The organism is Pseudomonas sp. BS3767, assembly GCF_900099665.1.
GTDB classification, from domain to species: domain Bacteria; phylum Pseudomonadota; class Gammaproteobacteria; order Pseudomonadales; family Pseudomonadaceae; genus Aquipseudomonas; species Aquipseudomonas cerasi.
Window position 1 is genome coordinate 659,339 of sequence record NZ_FNCX01000002.1, and the last position, 18,291, is coordinate 677,629.

Below are 18,291 nucleotides of genomic sequence, written 5' to 3' on the forward strand. Positions count from 1 at the left end.
ATCAGCACAACTGCGTCGCTGAACGAATCGGCGCGATTCGTTCAGCGACTATCTGCATCGACCGGGTCGCTTACAGAACGTCCAGCAGTTCCACATCAAACACCAGCACGCTGTGCGGTGCGATGCTGCCTACGCCCTGAGCGCCGTAAGCCAGCTCGCTCGGCACGTGCAGACGCCATTTGCTGCCGGCGTTCATCAGTTGCAGCGCCTCGGTCCAGCCGGCAATCACGCCGCTGACAGGAAATTCGGCCGGCTCGCCGCGATCGTAGGAGCTGTCGAAGACGTTACCGTCGATCAACGTGCCGTGGTAGTGAACGCGTACCTGATCTTCACGGGTTGGCTTAGGGCCAGTGCCAGCGGTCACGACTTCGAATTGCAGACCCGAAGCCAGGGTGGTCACGCCTTCGCGCTTGGCGTTTTCAGCCAGGTAGGCCTTGCCGGCGCCCGCAGCCTGCTCGGCTTTGGCGGCTGCTTCAGCCTGCATGATTTCGCGGATGACCTTGAAGCTGGCGGACATTTCTTCCTGACCAACACGGCTTGGCTGACCGCCGAACGCATCGCGCAGGCCTGCCACGATGGCTTCCAGATCGACACCCGGTGGCGGGTTGTCGCGCAACTGATCGCCCAACTGACGGCCAATGCCGTAGCTGACGCGGGTTTCGTCGGTGGACAGATTGACTTCGGACATGACACTGCTCCGTAGAGGGGCACGCAGTCGGTATCGCGCAAAACCTGAACGGCAATCACGCTATACGCTGATGCGCCCCGAACCAAAAGGCCGAGCAGCCTAGCACAATTGCCGCTACAGCCCCTACCGCAGCAGCAATACGCGGCTGGCGATCAGGACCAGGAGGAATGAAACGAGATCGGCAGGCGCATTTCAGAGCGGTCATTGACCGGCATGCCGCACAGCTCGTCATGGACCACACAATGGACCAGGTAAAAAGGCACCACCGGTATGTCCTTGAGCAAATCCCGCGCATGCTCCACCGAGCGAAGATGCAGGGTCTTGCCCGCTGGGTCCTTGAGCATCACCGAAGTGCCATTCATGCGCACATCCAGCAGATAGATGCCGCCTTCGATGGAGATCAGGTTCAGCTCATCGACCCGCCCGGCCTGGGCGTGGTCGATAAATTCCTGATAATTCATGATCGAACCTCCTGCGCAAATGCCTGATGCATCGGAACGGACGTTTTACAACACACAGCGCCGACATGCCAGAAACGATAACACCCGCCCCTTTCATCGCGCGTCGCCTTAGTGCTTGGTGACCTTGTCCAGATAGCCCATCGCAAACGCCGATATCACGAACGTCATGTGAATAATCACGTACCACATCAGGTATTCGGGCTTGATGTTGGTGGCATCCATGAACACCCGCAACAGGTGGATGGAGGAAATCGCGACAATGGATGCTGCAACTTTCATCTTCAACGAAGAGGAATCCATAGTGCCCAGCCAGTTGAGCTTTTCCTTGTCCTCGTCGATGTCCAGCTGCGACACGAAATTCTCGTAGCCGGAGATCATCACCATCACCAGCAAGCCACCGACCAGCGCCATGTCGATCAACGACAACAGCACCAGAATCAGGTCAGCTTCGGCCAGCGAGAAGATGTTGGGAATGACGTGAAAGATTTCCTGGAAAAACTTCAGACACAACGCCAACAGGCCAAGGGAGAGGCCGAAATAGATCGGCGCCAGCAGCCAGCGCGATGCGTACATGGCATTTTCAAAAAAACGTTCCATTGATACTCGCAAGGTGTTTTGAAGGAGCGGGCGAGTATATCAGCGGTAATGCACCGCTCTGGCCGTGCGACAAAATATCGCACAGCGGCAGTTAGCGCACTTGAGGAACCGGATTGAAGGCTAGGCTCTGTACGAAAAGTCGGCGAGCGAAGGTCAGGCGAGCCTGTTTTTAACGAAGCATCACCGAGCGCAGCCACTTTTCGTACAGAGCCTAGAACAGCGACGAGCTTTGACAGACCGTCCTGCCGCTATCGATACGGCGCAGTTCGGCCTGAATGTGCAGCATCCAGATAGGTACGTCATCGGCACATTGATAACCATGCAACGACAGGCTTTCGAGAATGCTGGTCAGCACCGATTGCGCTGCGGGCAGGCCCTTGAAAGGCCCTTGGGTCTTGATTGCGGAAGGCTGTTCCTCGGCCATTCCGGCCGCGAAGAGCACCATCCATTGTCCGTTGTCATGAGGGAGGGGCCGGATGACGCACTCGATACGTGTCATCAGCCCCATGCATTCTCGGGTAAGGCAAAGGCTACGCTGCATGATGCGCTCCTGATCAGCAACACTATTCATCCTTCTCGTAAAACAGGATTTACGCCAATCTCTTTGGCCACTGCGATCACCTCAAGACTAGAAGAAAACCGCTCTGCGAGAAACTATCCCTGATGAACGGAGCAACGGGCGGCCCTCACCGCCCGGCTCCTGCGCTGTCAGACCTTGAGTTCAGGCTGCAACTGCGCAGGCTCCTTTTCCAGCTCTTCCTTGAGGTCTTCATCACTGAGCATCTCTGCGATATCGCGCAGACGCTCCACGACGCGTGCATTGACGCTGCCCTCAGGGAATTCGCCATGCTCGTCAGGCGCACCGGCAGGTTCGCCCACCAGCAAGCTCAGCGCCTCATCGGCCTGACGTACGGCATAGATGTGGAATTGCCCGGCACGAACAGCCTGCACCACGCGCTCGTCAAGCATCAGCGTGGTGACGTTGGCGTGCGGGATGATCGCGCCCTGCTCGCCAGTCAGCCCACGTGCTTCGCAGAGACGGAAGAAGCCCTCGATCTTTTCATTGACCCCGCCCACCGCCTGAACTTCACCAAACTGGTTGATGGAACCGGTAATCGCGAAGCACTGCTTGAGTGGCGTGCGTGACAGCGCCGAGATCAGCGTGCAGACCTCGCCAAGCGACGCACTGTCGCCATCCACGTAACCGTAGGACTGCTCGAGCGCGATACTCGCGGAAATCGCCAGCGGAAATTCCTGGGCATAACGGCTGCCAAGGTAGCCGGTGAGGATCATCACGCCCTTGGAGTGGATCGGCTGGCCAAGATTGACCTCGCGCTCGATGTCGACAATCCCGCTGCCGCCCGGGTACACCGTGGCGGAAATGCGCGCGGGCACGCCGAAGGCCGAGTCGCCGACCTCCAGCACCGTCAGGCCGTTGCATTTGCCGACTGCCGCGCCGTCAGTGTCGATCAGAATCACACCAGCCATCATGTCATCGAGAATCCGCGCCGAGACCCGCCCGGTACGGGTGGCCTTGGCCTTGAGCGCACGTTCGATATGCCCGGCGTCGGTCTTGTCGTCGTTGGCCAGCTGGCGGATGAAATCGGCCTCGCTGACCAATTGGAACAGATCACCGATACGCGCCGACAAACGCCCTTGGTGCTCGGCCAAACGGGCGCTGTAAGTCGCCAGTCGTGCCACCGCATCGGCGGTCAGCGGCGCCATGCCCTCTTCCGAGGTCCGGGTCTTGAGTAGCTGAGCGAATTGCTCGAGCGTCTCGTCGACCATCGGAATCTCTTCGTCAAAGTCGACCAGCACCCGGAACATCTCCTGGAAGTCAGGATCGAGGTCTTGCAGGGTGTAATACAGCGAGCGGGAACCGATGATGATGATTTTGACGTTCCACGGGATCACCTGCGGCGTCAGGCTCACGGTTGCAACGCGGCCGAGCTCGCCCAGCGGCGACTCCATCTTCAGCTTGCGCGATTGCAGGGTACGCTTGAGCGCATCCCAGACGAACGGCTCGCCCAGCATTTTCTCGGCTTCCAGAATCAGGAAACCGCCGTTGGCACGATGCAGCGCGCCGGGGCGCAGTTGCCGGTACGTGGTGTACAGCGCGCCCTGATCGGTGCTGTATTCGATGCGCCCGAACAGGTTGTCGTAGGTGGGGTGCTGTTCGAAAACCACCGGCGCACCGCCATCACGAGTATGCCCGACCACCAGACTCGGGCTGTATTGCTCTTCCAGCAGCTTGCGCGCCTGAGCGTCGGTCTTGGCGTCATCGACCAACTGCTCGACCAGAGTCTTGAGCAGGTAAACCTGCATGGCCTGCAGGTAGGCGCAGACCGCAGCGTTCTCGGCGTACTTTTCAGAAAGCGGTGCCAGCAAGGGCTGCAGGGTCAGGGTGATGGTCTCTTCATTCAACTGACGCAGCTGATTGTTGGACTCGCGCTTCCACTGCGGCAGGCTGGCCAGTTCTTCGTTGAGACGCTCCTCGAGCGCGGAGATATCTTCGTGGAAGCGCTCGCGATCCGCTTCGGGCAACTGGGAAAACTCGGCCTCATCCAGCGCCTTGCCATCGGCCATCGGCGTGAACGCGATGTTGGAGCTGTCGCGATACAGCGCGATGTCCTTTTCCAGCGACAGGCGCTCGATGACGTCCAGGGCGCGGTCATAGCGCTGATTGAACGCACGGTCGATCGAGCTTTTCTTCTGCTGATACGACGGGTGCTCGAAAACCGCCGGGAAGGTCACCAGCAGGTTGTCGATCAGGCCACCGATGTCGGCGGTGAACTCATGGGCAGTGCCAGGCGGCAGCTCCAGCGCCTTTGGCTCGCGGGGCTCGTCGAAGTTGTTGACGTAGACCCAGTCCGACGGCGTCTGCATCCGTTTGCCTTCGGCCTTGAGATAGCGTTTTACGAACGAAAAGCGCCCGGTGCCGGGCTCGCCCATGACAAACACGTTGTAACCGGGGCGCGGCATCGCAACGCCGAACTGCAGGGCCTCTACGGCTCTCTCCTGGCCAAGGACACCGCGAAAGGGTTCGAGCTCGTGGGTGGTCGCAAAGCTGAACTGCTCAGCGGAAAACGGACGGGTCAGCGCGTTGGGCGCCAGGCGTAGGTTGGCTGCGACAGAATCGGGCATCAGTAATCCTTACATCAGGCGGGGCAGATGTCGGCATTCTGGCGCTCGCTGTGCACGACTTGCAAGGCAGGAAAGAGCCGAAAAGCATTTGCGTGTGTAGCGTCACCCGCCGCGTTCTGAAAAAAGCCGTTTTCAAGTAATAATCTGTAATCCCTCACGGAACCCTTGGAACCTGCCTAAACTCCAAACTGCACAGGTGGCTGCTGGCTAACCATCTGTCTTGATGTGACAACTCAAGAAACTCGACCCTTGGCTGAACTAAAAAGAGAAAAAGCTATGAAACGGATTCTTCTTGGAACGCTCTTCGCCGCTGTATCGATCAACGCTATGGCTCAAGCACCAGGCGGTCCTGACTGCGGTTGGGGCAACATGCTGTTTGAAGGCCAACGCGGTACTCCAGCTCACTTCCTCGCTTCGACCACCAACGGTACATCGGGTAACGCCACCTTCGGCATGACCTCCGGCACCAACGGCTGCTCGACCAACGGCGCGCTGACTTATGGCGGTAAATCCTGGCTTGCCATGAACGGCATGATGGATGAACTCTCCAAAGACATGGCCATGGGTCAGGGCGAAGCACTGACTACCTACGCTGTGGTACTGGGCGTTGCACCAGAAGACCGCGAGCACTTTGCCGCCGTCACTCACGAGCACTTCTCGCAAATCTTCAGCAAGGCCGACGCCACTGCCGAAGACGTTCACACCAACACCGTCAATGTTCTGAAAAACGATCCGACTCTGGCCAAGTACGCTACCCAGGCTTAAAGTCGTTCGCCCGCCCTTTCTTCGCAAAGGGCGGGATCCCCTTTTCTGACTAGTTGCCCTCTATGCTCAAACGTCTTGTATCGCTGGCGCTGTTCGTCTGTGCCCCCTTGTCTGCGGCACCTCATGCCAGCGCTGACCGTTTGCAGCAATTGGCCAATGAGCCGTTCTGGATTTCCCTGGGTCACTACGAAGCCGGCAAGCTCGGTGGCTGGCGCAGCTATGTCACAGACCCGAAATTCTTTCTCGCCGCCAACGGTGCACACGACCCGCAGGCAGAGCTGAGCGCGACACTCGACGCTATTTACGCACCGGTCAGCAACGAACAGACTCACGCCCAGTGCGTATACCCGGCACGCACCCGCTGGCTGCGTCACCAGTTGCACCTGACTGACCTGCCGACGCCGGACTGTAAGGAATTCAAGGCCTGGTACAAGGATGTGGCCCCGGACAGCACAGTGCTGATTTTCCCGGCCGCCTACCTCAACAGCCCCTCGTCGATGTTTGGCCATACGCTGTTGCGCATCGATCCGGCCAGCGCGAAAACCAATAACACCACCTTGCTGAGCTACGCGATCAACTTCGGTGCCTATATCGAAGGCATGGACAACAGCATTCTGTACGCGTGGAAAGGTCTGGCAGGCGGCTACCCGGGGTTGTTTGCGCTGGTGCCGTATCAGGAAAAACTGTCGGAATACCGCAGCCTGGAAAACCGTGACCTGTGGGAATACCGCCTGAACCTGACTGCGGAAGAAACCGGGCGCATGGTCGAGCATGTCTGGGAGCTGAAACAGATCCGTTTCAGTTATTTCTTCTTCGACGAAAACTGCTCCTACCGGCTGCTGGAATTGCTGCAGGTCGCCCGACCGGGCCTGAAGCTTACCGATCAGTTTGGCCTGACCGCGATCCCGACCGATACGGTCAAGGCGATCAAGGCCGCCGGGCTGGTGGAGAAGATCGACTATCGCCCGTCACGCGAACGCGAGTTGCTGAGCCGCGCCGAACCGCTCGATGCAGACGAGCAACAGTGGGTATTGAAGGTCAGCGCCGATCAGAAACAACTGCACAACAGCGAGTACCTCGCGCAGCCCAAAGAACGCCGCGCGTTGATTCAGGACGCTGCCTATCGTCTGGAGCGCTATCGCGCCAACGGTCTTGAGCGCGATACACAACGCTCACAACGCAGCTTCGAGCTGTTGCAGGCGATCAATCAGAACCCGCCGCCACAGCTGGACATCCCGCGCCCCGGCCTGCCGGAAGAAGGCCATGAATCACGTACCTGGCAGTTGGGGGCGGGCACACGCGGTGACAAGGCGTTCGCTGAATATGGTCTGCGTATGGCCTATCACGACCTGAACGACAATGCCTACGGTTTCCCGCTGGGTGCGCAGATCGAGATTCTTCAGCTCAAAGTGCGTCAATACGAAGGCAATGACTGGCAGGTGCAACAACTGGACCTGGCCACCATTCGCTCACTGACCCCGCGCACCGAACTGCTGAAACCCTGGTCATGGCAAGTCACCGGGGGGCTGGAGCGGGTTCTCGGCAAGCACGGCGACGAAAACCTCGTCAGCCACGTCAACGGTGGTGGCGGCGGCACCTGGCAGCTGGCCGACGATATGCTCGGCTTTGCACTGGGCACCGTGCGAGTCGAGCACAATAACGATTTCGCCGAATTCATCTCTCCCGCCGCAGGCTTCAACACCGGCGTGCTGTGGCGCAACCCGCTGGGCAACCTGAGCCTGGAAGCCAAGGGCGACTATTTCACCAATGGCGAAGTGCGCCGCAGCGTCAGTCTCAACCAGCAATGGGAGCTGTCGCGCAACCTTGGTCTGCGCCTGAGCGCCCAGCGCGAATTCAGCCAGATGAGCTCGCCGCAGAACGAGGTGATGCTTGAGGTGAAGTGGTATCACTATTGACCGGAGCAGTGTCAATGTCGGCAGTGTGCCTGGAAAAAACCGGCACACTGCTATTACACGTTCCCTACATCGCTTTTACGAATAACTCACAAATTACCTTCTAGACTCCTCTCATAAGCAGAGGGAATCACCATGAAGCGGTATTGGCTGTTGTTGTCGCTGGCCATCGTGCTGGCGGGTTGTCAGTCCACCCGTGACCAGATGCTGGCCGAGGGTTATCCGCCGGGTTTTGCAGACGGCTATCAGGACGGTTGCAGCAGCGGCAGGGACGCAGCAGGCGCCACTACCGGCCAATTTCGCAAAAACGTGCCCCGCTATCTGAAGGACAAGCTCTACGCCCAGGGCTGGACCGATGGCTTTCGTCAGTGCGAAACCTCGCAGGACAATCGCGACCGGCTCGACCCCGGCCAGGTCTTCAATGAGCGTGACCGTGCCTGGGAGCAGGAAAAAACCCGCAGCGCGGCCAAGGCCTATCGTCCCAACTGATCAGGCATCGGTGCAATCCGACGAAACCAATGATGTCCTGCTGTGGCCCAAAGCCTATTAGGGAGGACTCTTCATGAGCCGCGCATTCGTAAACGAAGACAACGCTGCCGCCGAGGCCGAGCAACCGGTCGAGCGGCTGGTCAGTACACAGATCAACTACGTCACGGCCGAAGGCCTGACCTTGTTGAAGAAACACGTCAATAGCCTGCAGGCGCAGCACAGCGCGCAAACCGCGTTGGGCGAAGCGGCGGACAAGCAGCGACTGGCCGACCTGGAACGCGACCTGCGTTACTTCAATCAGCGCCTGCAAAGCGCGCAGGTCGTCGCCCCGGCTGTGTCGACCGAAAAGGTGCAGATCGGCAGCTGGGTGACGTTCGCGGATGAACAGGATAACCAGCAGCGCGTGCATCTGGTCGGAGAGGATCAGGCCGATGCAGCCAACGGGCTGATCAATTGGGGATCGCCACTGGGCCGCGCCCTGATCGGTGCGCAGAAAGGCGATGAAGTGTTGTGGCAGCGCCCGGCGGGCGATCAATCGATTGAAGTGCTGCTGATCGAACCTGACGCGTGAGTCAGGCCAGCCAACGGCAGCGCCGCTCCTTGCAAGGAGCGGCGCGTGCCTGAGCGCTGATCAGGCCAGCTTTTTGTGACGCACACGATGCGGCTGAGCAGCGGCTTCGCCCAGACGCTTCTTGCGATCCGCTTCATACTCGGTGTAGTTACCTTCAAAGAAGATCGCTTGCGAATCGTCTTCGTACGCCAGGATGTGCGTGGCTACACGGTCAAGGAACCACCGATCGTGAGAGATCACAATGGCAGCGCCCGGGAAGTCCAGCAGCGCTTCTTCCAGTGAACGCAGGGTTTCCACGTCGAGGTCGTTGGACGGTTCGTCGAGCAGCAGCACGTTGCCGCCCTCTTTCAGGGTCAGCGCCAGGTGCAGACGACCACGCTCACCACCGGACAGGTCCTTGACGAACTTCTGCTGATCGCCGCCCTTGAAGTTGAAGCGACCGACGTAGGTGCGCGACGGAATCTCATAGTTACCGATACGGATCACATCGGAACCGTCGGATACCGCCTGGAATACCGACTTGCTGCCGTCCAGGTCATCACGGCTCTGGTCCACGCAGGCCAGTTGTACGGTTTCACCGACTTCGATGCTGCCCGAATCCGGCTGCTCCTTGCCCATCAGCATGCGGAACAGGGTCGACTTACCGGCACCGTTACCGCCGATCACGCCAACGATGGCGCCTTTGGGCATGGAGAACGACAGGTTGTCGATCAGCACGCGGTCGCCATAGCCCTTGGTGACGTTCTTGAACTCGATAACCTTGTCGCCCAGGCGCGGACCGGCCGGGATGTAGATCTCGTTGGTCTCGCTGCGCTTCTGGAACTCCTGCGACTGCATCTCTTCGAAGCGTTGCAGACGCGCCTTGGATTTGGACTGACGCGCCTTGGCACCCTTGCGAACCCACTCCAGCTCGTCTTTCATGGCCTTTTCGTGAGCAGTCTGCTGCTTGGATTCCTGCGCCAGACGGTCGGACTTGGCTTCAAGCCAGCCGGAATAGTTGCCTTCGTAAGGAATGCCCGCGCCGCGGTCGAGTTCCAGAATCCAGCCAGCCACGTTGTCCAGGAAGTAACGGTCGTGCGTGATCGCAACCACAGTTCCCGGGAAGTCGTGGAGGAAGTGCTCCAGCCAGGCGACAGAGTCGGCATCCAGGTGGTTGGTCGGTTCGTCGAGCAGCAGCATGTCCGGGGCGGAGAGCAGCAGGCGGCACAGCGCGACACGGCGCTTCTCACCACCGGAAAGGACCGAAACCTTCGCATCCCAGGCCGGTAGACGCAGCGCATCGGCGGCGACTTCCAGCTGGCGCTCCAGGTTATGGCCATCGCTGGCCTGCAGGATGGCTTCGAGCTTGGCCTGCTCGGCCGCCAGCTTGTCGAAATCAGCGTCCGGCTCGGCGTACTCGGCGTAGACCTGATCGAGACGCGCCTGTGCGTCCTTGATCACGCTGACCGCCTCTTCCACGACCTCACGGACCGTCTTGTTCGGGTCAAGTTGTGGCTCTTGCGGCAGATAACCCACATTGAGCTCCGGCATCGGACGCGCTTCGCCATCAAACTCGGTGTCGACACCCGCCATGATTTTCAACAGCGTGGATTTACCCGAACCGTTGAGGCCCAGCACACCGATCTTGGCACCGGGAAAGAATGACAGAGAGATGTTTTTCAGGATTTCACGCTTCGGCGGCACAACTTTGCTCAGCCGATGCATGGTGTAGACGTATTGAGCCATGAAATGAAAACCTAGCGTCTGTAATGAGGACCGATTTGGGTAACGAGCTTAAAGCTCCGGCCGGAAAAAAGCTTTTATTTGTCCTTGAGACTTGCCGCGAGACCGTTCCGAGCCTTGAATAAACTCAGTGGTAAACCTGTCGGGGCAGTGCTGGCAAATATAAAGCCTGATCGATATTGCAAAAAGTGGAGTCACTCATGCAGGAGTCGGTGGATACCACGCGTTGCGCAAAGCTACCCGAATGCGTCGTGCAGGGCAAACGATACGGCCCAATGGGGCTGGCACTTTGCCACAACTAAAGGCATGCTAGCCGCCCTCTTTGAGCGACCCGCCTATTTTACATAAAGCACCACTGCTTCAGTCCAGCAGTCAGGAACAGCGATTTGCCCACTTTAACGCCTCTGTCGTCATCCAGTGTCGCTCCAGACAGTGCGACCAGGCCTTTGCGTGGGTCAGTGAAAGGCATGCTGGCGGGCCTGGTTCTGGTGGTGCTTGCCCTGTTGCTCTGGCAACTGATCGAGCAGTTCCACCAGACCCAGGAACGTCAGCGTCAGCGCAGTCTGGAGTACAGCGTCCAACTGTCCGACCGGATGAGTCTGAACATGGCGCTCAAGGCGCAGATCGCCATGAACCTGCTGGACGAGGCGCTATCCGCCGGAGAGCGACTGGAGCAGTCGACCACGCTGGTGAACCTGCGCACTGCCCTGCCCGCGCTGCGCAGCGTCGCTCGCCTGAACCGGGAGGGTGAAATTGTCAGTGACAGCGCCGAGGCCTCGCGCGACAGTGAGTTTCTTGAACAAGCCATGAAACAGGCGCGAGGTCGCCCCTACTTCTATACCGGCTCGGAAGACGGCAACCAGATTTATATACTGATTCGCCTGGGCAACGGCGTGAGCGGCGATTACTGGGCATTGCGCGTGGCCCCCGAAGCCTTGAAGGAACTTGCCAGCCAGCCGGCGCAGGACTTTCAGCACCTGTGGCGTCTTGAACAGCGCAAGACGCAGCGGGTCATTCTCCATGAACCGGTGCCCGCCAACGAAGCGGAGAGTGGCCTGTCCGATACCATTCTGCTTCAACCACTGAGCAATAGTGACTGGCAACTGCGGGGGCTGTTCGACACCTACAAGGCGCGCAGCGAACTGCTCGCGCCACTGATCGGCAAGTGCCTGATCGGCCTGCTGCTGTCGATCCTGCCGCTGATCGCGCTGATGAGCCTGCGCAGGCGCCAGCGCCAGATGCTGCAGAGCCGACGCCGCTATCGGGATATCTTCGAGGGCGCGGGCGTCGCCATCTGTGTCATGGACATGTCCGGCCTTCAGGAGCAACTTGAAGCACTCGAGGTCAGCACCGGCGAGGACTTCGAGCGCCTGCTCAAAAGCCAGCCAGCCGCTCTGAAACGCCTTTTGCAGCAATTGCGCATCAGCGAACTCAATGAAGTCGCCCTGAGCCTGCTGGACATCGAGCACCGCGAACAGGCATGGCAACCGTTGATCGAGGGCGAGTCGCGCTCGCGTCCGGGCGTCGGCATTCCGATCATCCAGGCGGTGCTTTCCGGGCAGCCACGACTGGAACTGGAAATCTGCCTGACCCGTACGGGTGGTCATGACCAGCACCTGTGGCTGGTCATGCGCCTGCCCGAGACACGCAGTGACTTCGATGCGGTGATTCTCAGTATTGGCGATATCACCAGCCGCAAACAGGTCGAGCTGTCGTTGCTGGACCGCGAGAGCTTCTGGTCCGACGTGGTACGAACCGTACCGGACCATTTGTACGTTCAGGATGTGCTCAGCCAGCGGGTGATCTACAGCAACCACCACTTTGGCTATACGCTGGGTTACAGCAAGTCAGAACTGCACGCCATGGGCGAGTTCTTCTGGGAAGTCCTGCTGCACCCCGACGACGCCCGAAACTATCAGGACATGCGCCTGCGCCAGCGTCACCACGGGCACAATGAATTACTGCAACGCGTGTTGCGCTTTCGGGACCGCGAGAGCAACTGGCGGTCCTTCGACATTCGCGAGCAGGCACTGGCCTGGGACGAAGAAGACCGGGTCACGCGTATCATCGGCATTGCCAAGGACATTACCGAACAGGTCGCGTCCAGCCAGTCGCTGCGTGACAGCGAACAGCGTTACCGCATGCTGGCCGAAAGCATCAGTGATGTGATTTTCTCTACCGACGGCCGGTTGGCAGTCAACTACGTCAGCCCTTCGGTAGAACGTGCGTTGGGCTACAGCGCCGAGTGGATCCTGCAGAACGGCTGGTCCGCCGCCATTGCCAACCCCCAGCAAACAGTCGGTTTTGATGCGCTCATGGGCCGCATCGACAAGGTCCTCGACAAACCTCAGGAACTCGCCAGGCTGCGCGAAGAAGTCACCACCAGAATGTTTCTGTTCGACTGCCTGCGTGCCGACGGTCGCAAGATTCCGGTGGAGCTGCGCGTGGTCCTGGTGTGGGGCGAAAACGGCAACTTTGAAGGCATCTTCGGGGTAGGCCGCGACATCAGTCAGCAGCGTCGGGCCGAGAAAGACCTGCGCATGGCTGCCACGGTATTCGAGCATTCCACATCCGCCATCCTGATTACCGACCCCGCCGGCTATATCGTGCAGGCCAACGAGGCCTTTACCCGCGTCAGCGGCTATGAAGTGGCTCAGGTGCTCGATCAGTTGCCGGGCATGCTCACCGTGGAAGCCGAACAGGAAACCCGTCTGCGCCATATCCTCAGGCAACTGAACGGACAAGGCACGTGGGAAGGTGAAATCCGGCTCAAGCGGCGTAACGGCGAACACTATCCGGCCTGGGTCGGCATTACCGCGGTCCTCGACGATGAAGGCGATCTGGCCAGCTACGTGTGCTTCTTCAGCGATATCAGCGAGCGTAAGGCCAGCGAGGACCGTATCCACCGCCTGGCCTACTACGACGCGCTGACTCATCTGCCCAACCGCACCCTGTTCCAGGATCGTCTGCACTCGGCGCTGCAGCACGCCGAGCGCCAGCAGGCCTGGGTCGTGCTGATGTTCCTCGACCTCGACCGTTTCAAACCGATCAACGATTCCCTGGGCCATGCCGCTGGCGACCGGATGCTGCAGGAAATGGCCACGCGGCTGCTTGCCTGTGTGTCGGTGGATGACACCGTGGCCCGCATGGGCGGGGATGAATTCACCCTGCTGCTGGAACCGGATGAAACCCGTGAAGCCGCGCTGAGCCGCGCCATTCACGTTGCCGAACGCATTCTGACCAGCCTGATCACACCGTTCGTGCTGGAAGGCCGCGAGTTCTTTGTGACCGCCAGTATCGGCATCGCCCTCAGCCCGCAGGACGGCAAGGAACTGAGCCAGTTGATGAAGAACGCCGACACGGCGATGTATCACGCCAAAGAGCGTGGCAAGAACAACTTCCAGTTCTATCAGGCGGACATGAACGCCACCGCGCTGGAGCGTCTGGAGCTGGAAAGCGACTTGCGCCACGCCCTGGAGCAGAAGGAGTTCACCCTCTTCTACCAACCGCAGTTCAGCGGCGACGGCAAACGCCTGACAGGCGCGGAAGCCCTGCTGCGCTGGCGCCATCCACGCCGCGGGCTGGTGCCGCCCAACGACTTCATCCCGGTGCTCGAAGAGCTCGGGCTGGTCGTAGAGGTCGGCGATTGGGTCCTGGCCGAAGCCTGCCGCCAACTCAAACACTGGCATCAGGCAAGGGTTCGCGTGCCCAAGGTGTCGGTCAACATCTCGGCACGGCAGTTCTCGGACGGCCAGCTCGGCAAGCGCATCGCCCACATACTCGAACAGACCGGCCTGTCACCCGCCTGCCTGGAGCTGGAACTGACCGAAAGCATCCTGATGCGTGAGGTCAACGAGGCCATGCAGATACTCGACGGCCTCAAGAACCTCGGCCTGAGCATCGCTGTCGATGACTTCGGCACCGGCTACTCGTCGCTGAACTACCTCAAACAGTTCCCGATCGACGTGCTGAAGATCGACCGCACCTTTGTCGATGGCCTGCCATCCGGCGAGCAGGACGCCCAGATCGCCCGCGCCATCATCGCCATGGCGCACAGCCTGAACCTCTCGGTGATCGCTGAAGGCGTGGAGACCCATGAGCAACTGGAGTTTCTTCGCGAACACGACTGCGACGAAGTCCAGGGCTACCTGTTCGGCCGCCCGATGCCCCCCGCCCAGTTCGAAGCGCAATTCAGCAATGATGCGCTGTTCATGCTGGATTGAGGGCGAGCCTTGCGACCCGGCCATCGTCCATTTGAACGATAGCCGAACCCTTGAATATGAGTAGACTTGAGCCAATGCCTCGCACAGCGTCAATGACAGCGAGCGCTCTACCCATAACAAAGAACACAAGGGGGTAGCATGATCAGCGATACAACGTCCCTGGACAGTGTTTCCTGTCAGGTCGTCGAAGCCTTGAACAAGGTGATTCTCGAGCTTCAGACCGAGGTCAGCAGCGCGTCGATCTCTACATTCCATCAACAGGCGCTTGAACGGGTGCGCGCACTGGTGCAGTTCGACAAGGCCTGGTGGGGAAGATCTACCTGGCGTGACAACTGGCCCGTCGAGCACAGTTCCTTTTTGCTGGGCCTGCCCAACGGTTACGCCGCCGAGTGGGAGCAACTCAAGACCTCGGACGCCAGCGTCGGCAAAATGCATCAGACCCAGGGCGTCTGTCAGGTCATTCACTGCACGGCAGCGGATGCACCTCCTGCGCTTGCCGACCTCGGTCGCCAATACGATCTTTGCTTCGCGCTGGGCATTGTCCTGACCGACCCTCACACCCAGCAGGGCGTGCATCTGACACTGTTTCGCTCGGCTGGCCACACGCCCTTCTCGCCCCTGGACAAACGCCTGATCGAGTGGCTGATGCCGCATCTGATCGCCGCTGAACAGGCCAGTTATCTGCGTACGCTAACGACTCTGCGGGAAACTCAGGGCGCCTACGATGAGACCGCCATGGCGGTGAGCGATCGTTACGGCGTGCTGCTTTCCATGGAGCCTGCGTTCTCGTCGATGCTGGGCTCGGAATGGCCCGACAGACCGTCCAATCGTCTACCCCGACAGTGCAACCCTCAAGAGGGCTATTCGAGTCATAACCTGCACATCACGTCGCAGCCGGTGGGCGACCTCGTTCTATTGACGGCGCGGCGACGCAGCAGTCTGGAACTGTTAAGCACGCGCGAGCTTCAGGTTGCCCGAGGCTTTGCGGTCGGACAGACGTACAAGGAAGTCGCGCGCAACATCGGTGTGTCACCCTGCACCGTCCGGCACCACTTGAGAAAGATCTACAACAAGCTCGGTGTCACCCGTAAAGCGCAGATCGCCCAGTTACTGCATTTGACTGACGGCTGACGCCAACGCGCTCTACCCCATTTCCGGTTTTTCCAATAACTGCCACCCCGCAAGGGAGGGCTGTGCTCGCCCATAAAAATAACAAGGCACTTACCGATGTCATTAAAAAACCACTTCCTTAGCGCTTCAGGGCTCGCCATGGCGATCCTGTGGTTATCGTCCACGGCCTGTGCCACCGAAAATGCTGCGCCCACGACAGCTGCTGGCGTTTTCGACTTTGGCGCAGGCTTCATGCCGCCCACCACCCCCAATGGCACCGTCGGCCTGCGCATCAGCAACTACCACGCGGATGTCATCAAGGACAGCCACGGCAATGACAGCCCCAACGACTTCCAGATCAACGTCCTGGCGATCGGTCTCGCCTACTTGCGAATGACCGAGCAGGAGTTTTTGGGTGCCCGCTATGGTTTCGCGGTGGTGCCGGTCTTTTTCAAGATGGATGCCGACCTGGGCGTGAACGTCGGGGGGCAGCGGGTATTCAGCGACAGTGCATCGCTGTTTCGTCAGGCGGACCTGCAAGTGGTGCCGATCATCCTGGACTGGAAGCTCGCGCCGGGGCTGGGCATCAATACCCAACTGATGATTCAGGCGCCCACGGGGGACTACGATAAAAACCGTCTGGTCAGCCCTGGCACCCATCACTGGACGGTTTCTCCGCTGTTGAATGCGACCTACATTTCACCCGGCGGCTTCGAGGTTTCCTCGAGTTTCCAGATCGATATAAATGCGCGTAACCCCGACACCGATTACCGCAGTGGCGTTGAGTACCGACATGAGTTTGCAGTGGGCCAGCATGTCGGCGACTGGACCGTCGGCGTGGGCGGCTACTACTACCGGCAGCTGTCGGACGACGACGCGCCGGGGCTGACCCGCGGCAATCGCGCCCGGGTAATCGCCGCAGGCCCTGCAGTAAGTTACTTCAAACCCGGCGCCGGGCTGCCCCCCATCTGGTTGCACGCCTACAAGGAGTTCGACGCCCACAACCGTGCCGAGGGCTACACCGTGGCGCTGCGTACCGGAATCAGCTTTTAAGTGGCGCGCGTAACGCGACGACACGCTTTCAATCCTGGAGACCATCGATGAAAGACCTGCACGATTTATTCAATACGCTGGACGGCCGTGGCCTGGCAACACTGGTACGCAATGGCGAGGTGAGCCCGGGCGAGCTGCTGGAAACCGCCATCGCACGGGTCGAGCAGGTCGAGCCCGGCCTGAACGCCGTCAGCGAAAGGCTTTACGATCAGGCGCGCAGCCAGGCGAGCGGGAGTAGCGTCAGACAGGGCGTCATGGCAGGCGTACCGACCCTGGTGAAAGACATGTTCACCCCGATGACCGGGGCACGGATGACCAGTGGCTCGCATGCGCTGGGCGAGTTTCGCTCAGACATCGACTGCGAAATCGTCAGTCGGCTGCGTCATGCAGGCTGCCAACTGCTCGGCACGACCACCGCTCCAGAATTCGGCGTGTCCTACAGCACCGAATCGCAACGCTTCGGCGCGACCCGCAACCCCTGGAATCCGCAACACAGCGTAGGCGGTTCCAGTGGGGGCGCAGCCGCTCTGGTTGCGGCACGCGCCATCCCTTTCGCGCATGGCAACGATGGCGGCGGCTCGCTTCGCGTACCGGCCTCCTGCTGTGGCGTATTCGGCTTCAAGCCATCACGCGGCCTGCTGCCTTCAGGCCCGATGGTCGGCGAGGGCTGGGCAGGCCTGAGCACCGCTCACGCGATTACCCTGTCGGTAGGCGACAGCGCCGCCCTGCTCGACGCCACTGCCGGGAGTGACCTGGGGGCTCCCTACGCCGCGCCCATGCCAGCGACGCCCTTTGCACACGCCGCAGGACGCGATCCCAAGCGTCTGAAAATCGCCCTGATCTCGGCAATATCGCCGTGGCCGGCAGAACCGGAGGCCCTGGCTGCACTGCAACACACTGCGGCCTTGCTGGAGGCGCTCGGGCATTACGTGGTCCCGGCGACGTTGCCGGTCCGGCTGCCTGAATTCCTCGACGCGACGTTCGACATCATCGGTTCACACACCCAGGGCTACCTCGATCTGCTGGGCAAAATGCGCGGCCTCCCGGTCGCCATGGACGAACTGGAGCCGCGTACCCGTGTCATTCTGCGCGAACGCGGGCAACTGCCTGCGACACGCTACATTTCCGCGGTCGAGTCGATGCATGCACTGGGCCGGGCGATGGCCGGTTTCTTCGAAGAGTACGATATTGTTCTCACCCCGACGCTCAACCGCGCGCCACCCCGCCTGGGAGAACTGGTCTTCGATGACGACAGCCGGTCCCTGCAGGACTTCATCGCGCTTTCGCACAGCTACTCGCCCTACACGGCGATCTTCAACGCGACTGGCCAGCCAGCCATGTCCGTGCCCCTCTATTGGACAGCCGATTCGCTGCCGCTGGGTTCTCACTTTGCCGCGCGGTTTGGCGACGAACTGACCTTGCTGAGCCTTGCCGGGCAACTGGAGCGCGCCCAGCCGTGGGCCGCACGCAGGCCGCCGTTAAACGCTTGCGCGGGTTGATGCGAAGGGATTATTGGCGGTGATGGTGGTAAGCCAGGCAAGACCACCGCCTGCGT

The 18,291-nt window shown here is 60.1% G+C and carries 14 protein-coding genes; 8 read left to right on the forward strand and 6 right to left on the reverse strand.

Features of this window, described 5'->3' with window-relative positions; genetic code table 11:
- Nucleotides 1-70: 70 nt before the first annotated feature.
- The 5 genes from BLR16_RS07535 to BLR16_RS07555 form a co-directional block, all read right to left on the reverse strand.
- The gene (locus BLR16_RS07535) at nt 71-688 is read right to left on the reverse strand and encodes a BamJ family beta-barrel-assembly machinery protein (protein ID WP_003340445.1); all 618 of its coding nucleotides are present in this window, start codon (nt 686-688) and stop codon (nt 71-73) included.
- A 152-nt stretch (nt 689-840) separates the two neighbouring features.
- Complete coding sequence (locus BLR16_RS07540) at nt 841-1,149, reverse strand: DUF6482 family protein (RefSeq protein ID WP_003368683.1); 309 nt, start codon at nt 1,147-1,149, stop codon at nt 841-843.
- Nucleotides 1,150-1,257: 108 nt separating this feature from the next.
- The gene (locus BLR16_RS07545; protein ID WP_003313787.1) at nt 1,258-1,746 is read right to left on the reverse strand and encodes a TIGR00645 family protein; all 489 of its coding nucleotides are present in this window, start codon (nt 1,744-1,746) and stop codon (nt 1,258-1,260) included.
- Nucleotides 1,747-1,957: 211 nt separating this feature from the next.
- Nucleotides 1,958-2,287: a PA4575 family protein gene (locus BLR16_RS07550; RefSeq protein WP_092194188.1), complete on the reverse strand. Its 330-nt coding sequence runs from the start codon at nt 2,285-2,287 to the stop codon at nt 1,958-1,960.
- Nucleotides 2,288-2,454: 167 nt separating this feature from the next.
- Nucleotides 2,455-4,890, reverse strand: coding sequence for a Lon protease family protein (locus tag BLR16_RS07555; protein ID WP_003368685.1), 2,436 nt, complete (start codon nt 4,888-4,890; stop codon nt 2,455-2,457).
- 276 nt (nt 4,891-5,166) lie between these two features.
- On the opposite strand from BLR16_RS07555, the gene BLR16_RS07560 reads away from it, so the two are divergent.
- The 4 genes from BLR16_RS07560 to BLR16_RS07575 all read left to right on the forward strand — a co-directional run bounded on the left by BLR16_RS07560 (nt 5,167) and on the right by BLR16_RS07575 (nt 8,628).
- Complete coding sequence (locus BLR16_RS07560) at nt 5,167-5,655, forward strand: DUF3015 domain-containing protein (protein WP_002555221.1); 489 nt, start codon at nt 5,167-5,169, stop codon at nt 5,653-5,655.
- 62 nt (nt 5,656-5,717) lie between these two features.
- Nucleotides 5,718-7,571, forward strand: coding sequence for an Lnb N-terminal periplasmic domain-containing protein (locus tag BLR16_RS07565; protein WP_074805175.1), 1,854 nt, complete (start codon nt 5,718-5,720; stop codon nt 7,569-7,571).
- A gap of 132 nt (nt 7,572-7,703) precedes the next feature.
- Nucleotides 7,704-8,057: a lipoprotein gene (locus BLR16_RS07570; RefSeq protein WP_003368687.1), complete on the forward strand. Its 354-nt coding sequence runs from the start codon at nt 7,704-7,706 to the stop codon at nt 8,055-8,057.
- A gap of 73 nt (nt 8,058-8,130) precedes the next feature.
- Nucleotides 8,131-8,628 (forward strand): GreA/GreB family elongation factor, encoded by a 498-nt coding sequence (locus tag BLR16_RS07575; RefSeq protein WP_003368688.1) that lies wholly within the window; start codon nt 8,131-8,133, stop codon nt 8,626-8,628.
- A 60-nt stretch (nt 8,629-8,688) separates the two neighbouring features.
- Here BLR16_RS07575 and ettA read toward each other — a convergent pair whose 3' ends face one another.
- The gene (gene ettA / locus BLR16_RS07580) at nt 8,689-10,353 is read right to left on the reverse strand and encodes an energy-dependent translational throttle protein EttA (protein ID WP_003368689.1); all 1,665 of its coding nucleotides are present in this window, start codon (nt 10,351-10,353) and stop codon (nt 8,689-8,691) included.
- Between the two features lie 455 nt (nt 10,354-10,808).
- On the opposite strand from ettA, the gene BLR16_RS07585 reads away from it, so the two are divergent.
- The 4 genes from BLR16_RS07585 to BLR16_RS07600 all read left to right on the forward strand — a co-directional run bounded on the left by BLR16_RS07585 (nt 10,809) and on the right by BLR16_RS07600 (nt 18,235).
- Nucleotides 10,809-14,573 carry a sensor domain-containing protein gene (locus BLR16_RS07585; RefSeq protein ID WP_371123824.1) on the forward strand — a complete coding sequence of 1,255 codons (3,765 nt, stop codon included), beginning with the start codon at nt 10,809-10,811 and terminating at the stop codon, nt 14,571-14,573.
- Between the two features lie 138 nt (nt 14,574-14,711).
- A complete protein-coding gene (locus BLR16_RS07590) occupies nt 14,712-15,704 on the forward strand; it encodes a helix-turn-helix transcriptional regulator (RefSeq protein WP_003431621.1) in 993 nt (330 codons plus the stop codon).
- A gap of 96 nt (nt 15,705-15,800) precedes the next feature.
- Nucleotides 15,801-16,736 (forward strand): SphA family protein, encoded by a 936-nt coding sequence (locus tag BLR16_RS07595; protein ID WP_032609173.1) that lies wholly within the window; start codon nt 15,801-15,803, stop codon nt 16,734-16,736.
- A gap of 47 nt (nt 16,737-16,783) precedes the next feature.
- On the forward strand, nt 16,784-18,235 hold the full coding sequence (locus tag BLR16_RS07600) for an amidase (protein ID WP_058398046.1): 1,452 nt from the start codon (nt 16,784-16,786) through the stop codon (nt 18,233-18,235).
- Nucleotides 18,236-18,291 lie beyond the last annotated feature (56 nt).

Coding starts and splice junctions, on each gene's coding strand:
- BLR16_RS07535 (WP_003340445.1), bottom strand. CDS start 688: ATGTCCGAAGTCAATCTGTCCACCGACGAAACCCGCGTCAGCTACGGC.
- BLR16_RS07540 (WP_003368683.1), bottom strand. CDS start 1,149: ATGAATTATCAGGAATTTATCGACCACGCCCAGGCCGGGCGGGTCGAT.
- BLR16_RS07545 (WP_003313787.1), bottom strand. CDS start 1,746: ATGGAACGTTTTTTTGAAAATGCCATGTACGCATCGCGCTGGCTGCTG.
- BLR16_RS07550 (WP_092194188.1), bottom strand. CDS start 2,287: ATGCAGCGTAGCCTTTGCCTTACCCGAGAATGCATGGGGCTGATGACA.
- BLR16_RS07555 (WP_003368685.1), bottom strand. CDS start 4,890: ATGCCCGATTCTGTCGCAGCCAACCTACGCCTGGCGCCCAACGCGCTG.
- BLR16_RS07560 (WP_002555221.1), top strand. CDS start 5,167: ATGAAACGGATTCTTCTTGGAACGCTCTTCGCCGCTGTATCGATCAAC.
- BLR16_RS07565 (WP_074805175.1), top strand. CDS start 5,718: ATGCTCAAACGTCTTGTATCGCTGGCGCTGTTCGTCTGTGCCCCCTTG.
- BLR16_RS07570 (WP_003368687.1), top strand. CDS start 7,704: ATGAAGCGGTATTGGCTGTTGTTGTCGCTGGCCATCGTGCTGGCGGGT.
- BLR16_RS07575 (WP_003368688.1), top strand. CDS start 8,131: ATGAGCCGCGCATTCGTAAACGAAGACAACGCTGCCGCCGAGGCCGAG.
- ettA (WP_003368689.1), bottom strand. CDS start 10,353: ATGGCTCAATACGTCTACACCATGCATCGGCTGAGCAAAGTTGTGCCG.
- BLR16_RS07590 (WP_003431621.1), top strand. CDS start 14,712: ATGATCAGCGATACAACGTCCCTGGACAGTGTTTCCTGTCAGGTCGTC.
- BLR16_RS07595 (WP_032609173.1), top strand. CDS start 15,801: ATGTCATTAAAAAACCACTTCCTTAGCGCTTCAGGGCTCGCCATGGCG.
- BLR16_RS07600 (WP_058398046.1), top strand. CDS start 16,784: ATGAAAGACCTGCACGATTTATTCAATACGCTGGACGGCCGTGGCCTG.